The organism is Rickettsiales bacterium, from assembly GCA_033762595.1.
GTDB lineage: Bacteria > Pseudomonadota > Alphaproteobacteria > Rickettsiales > UBA8987 > JANPLD01.
Genome location: JANRLM010000017.1, coordinates 19960 through 31324 on the forward strand (window position 1 = coordinate 19960; position 11365 = coordinate 31324).

The following is an 11365-nucleotide window of genomic DNA, read 5'->3' on the forward strand; positions in this document are numbered from 1 at the left end:
ATGAAAGAATTAGCCAAAAAATCGCAGTTTAATCCGAAATATAATGTTTATTTCAAAACATATAATTCTATTAAAGCACCTAAAGTTGCGAAATCTATTGCGAATATCATAAAGGCAACAATTCTTGTTTTAACGCTTTTCTTAGTTTTTACGCCTTGGGTGCAAACCACTTCTGGCGCTGGTAAAGTTACAAGTTTTTATCCAGAAGATAGGCTTCAAAATTTTAACGCTATGGTAAATGGCAGAATTAAAAAATGGTATGTGAGAGAAGGCTCAAATGTTAAAAAAGGTGATCCAATAGTTGAAATTGTTGATAATGACCCAAGAATTTTAGAACGCTTAAAAGCTGAAAGAGATGCCGCCGAAAAAAAGTGGGAAGCCACTAGAATCGCCGCTGAAACTGCTAATAATGATTTCATTCGTCAGCAAGAATTATTCAAGAAAGATTTAAGCTCTCGTAAGGAAATTGAAAAAGCAAAAATTAAATATAAAGAATTGCTTTCCAAGCAGGCAGCTACTTTTGCAGAATTTACGCAAGCGGAAGTCAAATTATCTCGCCAAAATTCTCAACTTATAAAAGCTCCTAGAGATGGTGTTGTGGTTAGTATATTTGCAGGTGATATTGCAACTTTCATTAAAGAGGGTGATGTGCTTGCAACTTTTGTTCCAGAAGGAATTAAGCCAGCCGTTGAAATTTTTATTAGCGGCAGAGATGCGCCACTTGTTTATAAAGGAAGAAAAGCTCGCTTGCAATTTGAAGGCTGGCCAGCTATACAATTTAGCGGTTGGCCATCTGTTGCAGTTGGCACTTTTGGTGGCATAGTAAATGTGGTGGATAAATCCGTTTCAGAGAATGGTTTATTTAGAGTTATCATCACCGAAGACCCTAATGACCCTTGGCCAGATTCAAACTTTTTGCGTTTTGGTGCAAAAGCAAATGGCTGGATTTTGCTTGATACAGTGAGTCTTGGCTATGAATTATGGCGTAAATTAAATAATTTTCCGCCAATAAATGATTTATCAAAAAAGAAAGAAGAAATTAAAAAATGAGATTTTTTTTGTTAAATATAATTTCTTTTCTTGCCTTATTTTTCTTAAGTTTTGAATCTGCAAATGCAAAAGTTTTACAACTTGAAGAAGTCCTTTCTTCTTCAATAAAAAACTATCCAAAAATATTAGAGGCACAGGAAAAAATTAAGCAAAAACAAGGCGAAGTTTTGTCAAAAGAAGGCTATTTTGATTTGGAATTTAATCAAAATTTATTCTCCAAAGCTAGTGGCTTTTATGATGGCAGGGTGGTTGATTCAAAACTAGAAAAAAGAATCCCAGAATTTGGTTCAAAAATTTATACAGGCTATAAAATTTCTGATGGTAATTTCCCAATTTATGAAGACCAATTTAACACCAATGAAAATGGCGAATATAGCGTTGGGCTGATGTTTTCTCTACTTAGGGATAGAGCGATAGATTCCCCAAGGTTTAATTTAATTTCCTCACAGCTCGCACTTCAACAAGCTGAATTTGAAAAATTATTCACGCAAGTTACCATTCAATATAAGTCTTTCAACGCTTATTATAATTGGGTTAGTGCAGGTTTAATTTATTATGTTTATAAAAACCTTCTGGAAATCGCAGAAAAAAGACAATCTGCCTTTGAAGAAAGAGTTAAAAGAGGTGATTTAGCAAAAATTTTCCTAACGGAAAATCGTCAAAATATCTTAAAAAGAAAATCGCAATTAGTTGAAGCTGAGAGGATTTTGAATAATCAAGCCTTTGAGTTATCCTTATTTTATAGGGATAAAAATGGAAATCCAGTAACACCAAGCAAAGAAAATTTACCAAAAAATTTTCAAGAAATTAATTTTGAAAAAACCAAAAAAGCTGATTTTGATTTTGCTAAAATCCGCCCTGATATTAAAATTTTAATTTCTGAAATTGAAATTCAGAGAAACAAAATTTTAATTGGTGAAAACTCAATAAACCCAAGGTTTGATATTGCAGTTGAGGCTTCAAAAGATAGGGGTGCTGGCTCAGCATCACTCGCAGAAGATGAGGCAAACATAATGGCAAAAGTTTCAATTCCCTTACAAAGGCGTTTAGGACAAGGGCAGATTGATGAAGCTAGAGCTTCAATTTCTCAGCTTGAAAAGCAAAAGCAATTATTACTTGATAATATCAACGCTGAAATTTCTTCAATTCAAGTTGATTTAGAAGCCAACACCGAAAAGCAAAAAATTACCGAAGAAGAAGTTCTGCTTGCCAAAAAAATGGAACAGGCTGAGATAAAAAGATTTTCAAATGGTGCTTCTGACTTTTTTGTAGTAAATATGCGTGAGGAAAAAACTGCAATCGCTAAAATCAATAATATCCTCGCAAAGCTTGACTATCTGAAATCTATTTCTAGATATTACTCAACGACAATCCAACTTGATAAATTTCAAATAAACTAAAATGAAAAAATTATTTCAAATTTTCCTTATCTCTATTTTAATTTCATCTTGTGCAGCAGGGGTTAATAATCAAATTTCCGCTGAGCAAAAATCTAAAATAAAAAATCTTGGCGTTTATTCAGGCTTTGATAATGTAATGCATATTTTTTTAGCGGGGGCTCATCAATTTGATCACACTGAAAAGGAAATTAAAATGCCTAGCTGGTGGAGCTTGAATAGAGCCGCAAAAGAAACAACTTCAGCAAAACTTAAGAAAGTTCAAGTTAGTGCAATTAAGCCTAAATCATCTAGCTTAAAAGATATACTGGCTAAAGCAAAATCTGATAATTTAGATTCTGCACTGATAATTCAACCGAAGGTTGATAAAAACAACCCTTTATTGAAATCTGGTTATGGAATGGTTAGATATTCAAATGAAATTCAAAAAGGCTATGTTAGCTTTTCAGTTGCTTTATATGATGTTAAAACTGGCGGTTTAATTAAAGAAATCAGCTTTGATAATGATAAAAGCCAAAGCATATTGTTTGATTTACCTCTAGACTTTAGAGAATATTTTAATTATCACCGCGATGAAGTTGAAAAGCTTATGCATAGCTATGAAAGTGAAATCTCGCTCAAAATCTATAACGCCCTGCTTGAAATGGGTTTCTAGGAATTATTTCTTGAAAAATAGCTTAAAAAACTTGCCCAACACATTAAAGAACTAATTAAATACAATTTACCCCAGTTAAAACATTAAAAAGTCTTAATTATTTCAAATTTATGTATATTGTTAATGATTTATTAACTATTATTATATATTGTTTTATAAAATAAATTTGAAATTTAAGTGGTAGAAGATAATAAAATTAATTTATATTTGGATGAGCTAAAAACCTTAGCAAAATCCAAACAGATTGATAAAACGCAGTCTAATAAGCTCCTGGTTTTGGTGAGAGAATATGAAAAGCTATTTGATCTATACAACGACCCTAACAAATTAATATGTAGGTTAGAAGGAGAAAGCGATATTTCAACTAGAGGAAAGCTTCTAGTTGCTATGAATATTATTTCTGATGAAATCGCACTAATAGACCCTAAATCATCTGATGGAAAGCCAAAAAGGAAAACAGCCCCTAAAGGAACTGACACCTCAAAACTAGAACCAATTTATGAAGTTGCCACTAATCACCCTACAAATCCGCATGGGCATAAAGCTACAAAGGCAGTAATTGCCCTAGAAAACGCACTTTTTGTTGGAGATGCAAGGCAAATAAGCCAAAAAGTAAATGATTATCTAAAAATACCAAGCAATGAAATTAATAAAAAGCGAACAACTGAAGAATCTCGTTTTGTTATAAGTGAGTTCGCAAAAGTAAATTGGTATTCAGATAATGATGTGGTAATTCCAAGGCATTGGAATAAAGATTCAGATGGCAACCCTAACAAAACTATTGATACAGATATTGAAGATACAAAATTATCTAATCTTGATTTTGTTAATCTAGTTAAGTCGGATTTAATAAATATTGTAAAATCCAAGAATAACTTTGTTCCTGAAATAGTTGATTACCTTAAAGAATTGACTGAACAAGAAAATAATATTGATGGAATTAAAAATATAGTTTCTGCAAAATCTGTAATTGATAGACTTACTGAAATCTCTGCAAAAAACCCTAAAGTTAAAGATAGTCTTGATATAATTATAAAAAGGGCGAAAAGATGTGGCTCTTATGTTGCTGCGCCTCAGCTTCGTCAAGAGGGAGAAATTTTCAATGATGCATATCAAGATTTAATAACAAAAATCACTGAAATTTTTGGCGATGAAGCAAAAGTTGAAGATTATCACCTATTTTTAGATGATGAAAAAAATATCTGTGCAAAGCTCAAAAATGATGAAAGTGCAGAATCACAAACTTTATTTAAGTATGAAAATTTCAAGCAAAAAACAGATGGAAAAGGTGAAAAAATTCCACTTTCAAGAGATGAAGTAAAACAAGATCATATTGCCAAGTTAGTATATTACGCTAATGCTAACATGGCCGAAAAGTCTGGTGATGAGGGGGTGGTAAAGGAATTTGTTCTTTCAGAGTTAAAATCTGTCGAGCATATGGCAAATTCACTAAGGTTAATGCAAGCCAGTGGCATCAAAACGAAAGATATTAAATTATATCCGCTCGTTGAGGAAATTAATAATTACACAATCATTAAAAATTTATCTGATTTATTAAAAACTGATCCTAAAGATTTTGATGCATTAAATGATGATCAAAAAATTTTAATAAAACATTTTATAGAATCTGAAGAAGTTGGCTTTTTACTTGGCACAAGTGATTTACATAAAAGGGGGGGCGCACCAGCAAACTCTCAGGCATTCAATGTTTTAAGAGAGCTTTGCGATTCTGTTGTTATATTTAATAAAAATATTAAGGAATATAAAGAAGGTTATAGTAAAAATTTAGAATTCTTGAATCAAGCATTAGAAAGAAATGCTGAATTCAAAGGTGCTAAAATTGCTTGTTTTGGCGGTTGTGGTTTAGCTGCAGAACGCGGTGGCAATATAGATTTTATGCGTCAATTGGCATCTATCGCAGGAAAAAGAGGCGTAGAATTTAAGTTTCTTATGACGCTTCAAGGTGAAGGTGTAAATAGAGTTTTAAGACCAGATAAAAATAAAGCTTTTATAAAGTCACAAGAACAAGAAAGAAATTTTCAATTTACTAAAGAACAATTTACTCCTGAGCATCAACTATTTAATGATTTTCAAAATATATGGGAAGAATTAGGAAAAGATCTAAAAACATTTTTTGGCACTGATGTTAATGGTTTTAGCGGTGCAAGAGCTCCATATCAAGATTTTTCTGAAGGAAAATTAGATAATGAAGGAAATTTTATTACAATTGGTGAGAATGTAAAAGGTGATCCTTACCACGATTACCTTATGCTCCAAGCCAAATTAATGAATACATCTGATAGGCCGGACTCTAGAAAAGAATATGAATTTTTAACGGCTTATTATGTTATTAGCCGCGCGATAGGATATAATATTGGTGCAAGATTTGGTGGTGATACAAATGTTATAAAAGGCTATGGGGAAACATTGAAAGAAGCATTCAAAAACCCAAATTTTGACGCTAATAAAATTAGAGAATTTTATCAGAAAAGCACAACTTTCCAAACTTTTACAAAGATGGTAGCCGCTTGTATCGGTATGGTTGATGATAAATTTATGGATAAATTTACAGACATATTAAAAGATTCACCATATTTTGCCAATGGCTTAAAAAATGAAGAAGGTAGCCTAGAAAGAAAAAATGAAAATGCAAAAAATGAAATGTATCAAATGGCAAAATTTGTAGCAATTTCATTTGGTGAAGATTTTGTAAGAGATGAAAGGGGGCAAAAAATTAAAAATGATGATGGTAAATATATAAAAACTGAATTTAATCAAAATTCTGATCCTAAAGAATGTTTTGAGCATATTAGAAGAAGATTCTCAAAACATTTACATATAAACCCACTAAAAACATTAGAGTTAGAATTAGCCAATGATAATAAACTTGAATTAGATAAAGAATGTGTCGCAATTTCAAAACAAGTTACTGATAAAGAAATTCAGGCTAAAATTAAGGAAAGGGAAAATTCTAGCAAACCATTCGAAAAAAAGACTTATATTAGAGGTGAAAAAACTATAACTTTTAGTGTGGAATACCAAGCTAGAAAAGCAATTATTGAAGAAAGAATGGAAGTGCATTTAAGAAAAAACGCCCCCGCTTTAGTTGCACATTTATCTGTTAAAAAATCTAACCCAAGACACGCCGCAACCTTAGAGCAACGAAAAGAAGCATATATGGAAGCTCAACACCAACTTCACCAAGCAAAATCCACAAGAAGAGCCTAGAACCTAACCCACCGTAAAAATTTCAAAGCCGTTGTTGGTTACACCGATTGTGTGTTCCCATTGGGCGGATAAGGATTTATCGCGAGTGGTAACCGTCCAGCCATCAGCAAGCGAAAGTATCGTTTCAGCCTTGCCAGCATTTATCATTGGCTCAATGGTGAAAAACATTCCTTCTTGCAGAATAATTTTTTTGCTTGCCTCATCTCTATAATGCACAACATTTGGCGTTGTGTGAAAAATTCTGCCAATGCCATGCCCACAATAATCACGCACTACGCTAAAACCTTGCTTTTCAGCGTAAGTTTGAATTGCATTGCCGATCTCCCAAAGTGAAGCCCCAGGGCGAACTTGCTCAATCCCTAGCATCATAGCATCTTTTGCAACTTCTGCCAAACGCTGAGCTTTCACAGGGATTTTCTTACCAACCATATACATTCGGCTGGAATCCCCATACCAACCATCAACTATCACCGTAACATCAATATTAACAATATCTCCCTCACGAAGCTTGCGTTCATCAGGTATGCCGTGGCAAACCACATGATTTACCGAAGTGCAAATCGATTTTGGAAAACCACGATAATTCAGCGGTGCTGGAATTGCTCCTGCTTCAATTATCCAATTATGGCATAAATTATTAAGCTCATTTGTGGTAACGCCCGCCTGAACATAATCAGTGATACGAGTTAAAATTTGGCTTGCGAGCCTTCCAGCTTTCCGCATTCCCTCAAAATCTTCTGGTTTATGTATGGTTATATTTAACAAAATTAATTACATTCAAATTCATCATAACTACCTAGAAAAATACTTTCTAAATGGCTGTTTAGAAATATCAAACTTCCTATAAAAAGCAATAAACCAGTTATATAAGCTGAAAGATTAAAATATTTCGCACAAGATTTTTTATCAGATAAATCAACTTTTTTCACCTGATAAAACATATAAAAATACGCCGGCAAAAAGCACAAAACGGGGTAAAGATAATCATATTTATATTCATGAAATGGCAAAATTGCTAGATAATAAGTGCAGATAATTAGCATAAAACTAATACTTGCGAGCCTTACAAGAATATTTTTTGTTTCTTTATTAAAACTAATTGCGGTTGATTTTACACCAATTTTTTCATCATCATTTTTATCTTGAAATGCATAGATTGTGTCATAAAAAATTGTCCATAAAGCAAGGGCAAAATAAAAAGGCAGTGGGATTATATAATATAAAGAACCTAAATTATATAAGGTTTTTGGTAGGTTTTCAGAATCAAGAATTTGGAAATAGCCAACCAAAAAACCAATGTTAAAAGTTAGACCCAAAAAAGCTTGAGGGTAATTTGTAATGCGTTTCATTGCAGGGTAGAAAATCGCCATCACAAACCCAATTAAAGCGGTGATTTTAGCATATAATCCAAGGCTTAGAAAAATATATAAACCAATAAAGAGTAAAATTGCGAGGAATATCAAAGCACCAAGCAAACTTATTTTTCCGCTCGCAAGTGGGCGGTTTTTTGTGCGTTCAACTTGTGCATCAATTTTTCTATCCCAGATATCATTGATGATACAACCAGCAGATCTCATAACAAATGCACCTATTGCAAATGTTAGGAAATCTAATAAAATCATACTATAATAAGCTGTAAAAGTAGGGATATTATTGTTTGGAATGGCCGCCCATTTGAAAACAAATTCATAGAATATAAGGGGGCAGCCAACTAAAACACCCATTAAACAAGGCCACATAAGCAATAACGTGCCTGCTGGCTTATCAAACCGAGCTAAACTAATATAGTTTTTAATATGCGTTATCATAAGGTTTCAAGGCTATTTGTGGCTGTGCCACTTAGTATTAATCAAAATATAAATCTTACTAAAGAGCAATCACATTATCTAGCCAATGTAATGCGAAAAAAGATTGGTGATGATGTTATTTTATTTAATTCCTCAGATGGCGAGTTTTTGGCAAAAATTTTTCTAATCAGTAAAAATAATTGTGAATTGAATGTAGCAAAAAAACTAAGAGATTTTTACCAATCACCCAATTTAACTCTTGTTTTTAGCCCTGTTAAATCTGTAAAGCCAGAATTTATAATCCAAAAAGCAACAGAGCTTGGCGTTAGAAAAATCATTCCCTGCATTTTCAAAAATACCATTAAAGAAGGTGCTAATCTGGAACGGCTAAAAGCAATTGCAATAGAGGCGGCCGAGCAATGCGAAAGACTTGATATTCCAGATGTTTCAAGCGTTATTGAATTTGAAAAATTATTCAAAACCTATCAAGAAAATTCAGAGGAAAAAATCTTTATTCTATGCGATGAAACAGGAAAAGGTGGCGATCCAGAAGAAGTTTTAAGCAATATAAATCAAATAAATAAAAATCTTAATCAGCCTGAAAATATTATATTTATAGGTGCGGAAGGCGGTTTTGATAAAAGCGAGATTGACGCAATTTATAAACTCAAAAATTCATTCGGAATTGGCTTAGGGGCAAGGATTCTAAAGGCTGAAACTGCGATTATTTCTGCTATCTCAATTTGGCAACTTAAATGCGGTGATTTTAATCAAAAACCTGATTTTAGGAGTTGAGAATTGAATCTTTGCAGATTTATTATAGAGTTAAAATATAGCATTTTTTAATTTCCATATATTTCCAAAACATGAAAATAAATATTAAAAATTTACTTAGTAAATTATCAGTTGAAATTGGCAGTTTTACTGGTGAAGATATAATTGTTAAATCGCCAATTAACTCTGAAATTATTGCTAAAATTAAAGCTGATGATAAAAAATCGGTGGAGGTAAAAATAAAGAAATCTCAAAATGCGTTTAATATTCTGCGAGATATTCCAGCCCCTAAAAGAGGCGAATTAATTAGGCTTTACGCTGAAGAACTAAGAAAGGTAAAAGAGGATTTAGCAAATTTAGTTACCATAGAATGTGGGAAAATTATTGAAGAAGCTCGTGGCGAAGTGCAGGAAATGATTGATATTTGCGATTACGCAACTGGGCTTTCTAGAACAATTTCTGGGCTAACCCTGCAATCTGAAAGAAGCCTTCATTCAATGCAAGAAAATTGGCTACCACTCGGAATTGTTGGCGTTATTAGTGCATTTAACTTTCCAGTTGCAGTTTGGTGTTGGAATTTTGCCATTGCGATAATCTGTGGGGATTCAGTTATCTGGAAGCCTTCTGAAAAAACTCCCCTCACAGCTCTTGCCTCACAAGCAATATTTTACAAGGCTTTGCAGAGATTTACTAAGGAGCAAAATATAAAAATTCCGCAAGAAATTTCTCAAATTATTCTAGGTGATTATAAAATTGGTGAGCAATTAGTTAATGATAAAAGAATTGCTCTAATCAGTGCCACTGGAAGCACCAGAATGGGCAGAATTGTTGGTGAAAATGTAGCTAAGAGATTCGGAAAATCTCTGCTAGAACTTGGCGGAAACAATGCCGTAATTGTAACTACATCAGCAAATATGGAAATTGTTCTGCCCTCAATTATTTTTGGTGTGGTTGGAACGGCAGGGCAGAGATGCACCTCAACAAGAAGGATAATTGCTCATCACAGCCTGATTGATGATTTGCAGAAAAAGCTAATAAAATCATTTGCTGGGCTTAAAAATAAAATTGGTAACCCACTTGATGATAAAAATTTAGTTGGGCCAATCATTGATGAAAATGCATATAAAAATATGCAAAAAACCATTCTTGAGGCCAAAAAACAAGGTGGTAAAATTACAGGCGGTGATAGAGTAATTATCAAAAATTGTGAAGGTGGTTTTTATATTAACCCCGCAATTATCAGAGTGGATAAGCATTTGGAGATTATGCATCACGAAACCTTCGCCCCAATAGTTTATATTATGCCTTATAAAACGCTAGAAGAGGCGATTGAACTTAATAATTGCGTTCCGCAAGGTCTTTCATCTGCGATATTTACCAATGATTTAGGCGAAGCGGAAATCTTCAAAAAATACTCTGATTGCGGTATTGCAAATGTTAATATCGGCACTTCTGGCGCAGAAATTGGCGGTGCTTTTGGCGGTGAAAAAGAAACTGGCGGTGGCAGAGAATCAGGTTCAGATAGCTGGAAAGCCTATATGAGAAGGCAAACTTCAACTACCTATTACGGCAAAACCTCACCAGAACTCGCCCAAGGCGTTAAGTTTGAATAATCTGTTGCAAAGTTTCACTAGAAAAATGAAATTTTGTATAATCTATGCTTTGTAAACAATATAAATTTGCGATTTTCTAAAGCATTCTCAAAATAAATAAATTAAACTCTAAGGAAAACCAAAATTGTCTAAGCCTAATAAAATTGCGGTGCTAGATATCGCCAGTCGCAAGGTGGTGTGCGTTATTGCTTCCATCAATGGTGATGGCAGGCCTAAAATTCTAGGTTTTGGGCATCAATTTTCTGAGGGCGTAAAAGCTGGAATTATAATTGATATTAAAAAGGCGGAAAGAGCAATTTTAGCTGCCCTCAACGCTGCTGAGAAAATGGCTGGCGAAACAATAGACGAGGCCTATGTTAATATTTCAGGCTCAAGCATCACTTCAAATCATATCAATATTGAAACAAAAATTTCAGGCCACGAAGTAACTCTGAAAGATATTGATTTGATGATAAATAAGGGCAATGAATTGTTTGAGAACTCTGAAACAGAGATTATCCAATCCGTTCCAGTTGGCTATAAGATTGATGATAATGAGGGGATTAAAGACCCTCTCGGAATGTTTGGGCAGTTAATTTCAACCAATTTGCATGTGGTTACAGCTTCAAAAACTGCCGTGAAAAATATCAAAAATTGCCTCGCAAAATGCCATCTTAATGTGAAAGATTTTGTTGCAACCGCCTATGCATCAGGGCTTGCTTGCCTAAGTGATGATGAAATGGATATTGGCGTTACTATGCTTGATATTGGTGCGGGTAATACTTCAATTGCTATATTTTCTGAGGGGTATCCGGTTTATTTTAGCTCGGTTCCTGTTGGTGGGCTTCATATTACGCGAGATATTGCACTTGGGCTTTCCTT

The 11365-nt window shown here is 33.6% G+C and carries 9 protein-coding genes; 7 read left to right on the forward strand and 2 right to left on the reverse strand.

What is annotated here, in order from left to right:
* The 4 genes from SFT90_01265 to SFT90_01280 all read left to right on the forward strand — a co-directional run bounded on the left by SFT90_01265 (window position 1) and on the right by SFT90_01280 (window position 6330).
* Window positions 1-1050: an HlyD family efflux transporter periplasmic adaptor subunit gene (locus tag SFT90_01265; GenBank protein ID MDX1949111.1), complete on the forward strand. Its 1050-nt coding sequence runs from the start codon at window positions 1-3 to the stop codon at window positions 1048-1050.
* Window positions 1047-2450, forward strand: coding sequence for a TolC family protein (locus tag SFT90_01270; protein ID MDX1949112.1), 1404 nt, complete (start codon window positions 1047-1049; stop codon window positions 2448-2450). Before SFT90_01265 ends, SFT90_01270 begins: the two co-directional genes overlap by 4 nt.
* A gap of 1 nt (window position 2451) precedes the next feature.
* Window positions 2452-3102: a hypothetical protein gene (locus tag SFT90_01275; protein MDX1949113.1), complete on the forward strand. Its 651-nt coding sequence runs from the start codon at window positions 2452-2454 to the stop codon at window positions 3100-3102.
* A gap of 177 nt (window positions 3103-3279) precedes the next feature.
* Complete coding sequence (locus tag SFT90_01280) at window positions 3280-6330, forward strand: hypothetical protein (protein ID MDX1949114.1); 3051 nt, start codon at window positions 3280-3282, stop codon at window positions 6328-6330.
* A 3-nt stretch (window positions 6331-6333) separates the two neighbouring features.
* Here the strand turns inward: SFT90_01280 and map are convergent, their stop codons facing one another.
* Together map and SFT90_01290 are read right to left on the reverse strand one after the other, a co-directional pair.
* The gene (gene map / locus SFT90_01285) at window positions 6334-7095 is read right to left on the reverse strand and encodes a type I methionyl aminopeptidase (protein MDX1949115.1); all 762 of its coding nucleotides are present in this window, start codon (window positions 7093-7095) and stop codon (window positions 6334-6336) included.
* Window positions 7096-7097: 2 nt separating this feature from the next.
* The gene (locus SFT90_01290; protein ID MDX1949116.1) at window positions 7098-8138 is read right to left on the reverse strand and encodes a 4-hydroxybenzoate octaprenyltransferase; all 1041 of its coding nucleotides are present in this window, start codon (window positions 8136-8138) and stop codon (window positions 7098-7100) included.
* On the opposite strand from SFT90_01290, the gene SFT90_01295 reads away from it, so the two are divergent.
* The 3 genes from SFT90_01295 to ftsA form a co-directional block, all read left to right on the forward strand.
* Window positions 8127-8912 carry a 16S rRNA (uracil(1498)-N(3))-methyltransferase gene (locus SFT90_01295; GenBank protein ID MDX1949117.1) on the forward strand — a complete coding sequence of 262 codons (786 nt, stop codon included), beginning with the start codon at window positions 8127-8129 and terminating at the stop codon, window positions 8910-8912. The two genes, SFT90_01290 and SFT90_01295, sit on opposite strands and share 12 nt — an antisense overlap.
* A 71-nt stretch (window positions 8913-8983) precedes the next feature.
* The gene (locus tag SFT90_01300) at window positions 8984-10504 is read left to right on the forward strand and encodes an aldehyde dehydrogenase family protein (GenBank protein MDX1949118.1); all 1521 of its coding nucleotides are present in this window, start codon (window positions 8984-8986) and stop codon (window positions 10502-10504) included.
* A 124-nt stretch (window positions 10505-10628) separates the two neighbouring features.
* The coding region (ftsA, locus tag SFT90_01305) for a cell division protein FtsA (protein ID MDX1949119.1) at window positions 10629-11365 on the forward strand (737 nt) is incomplete at its 3' end.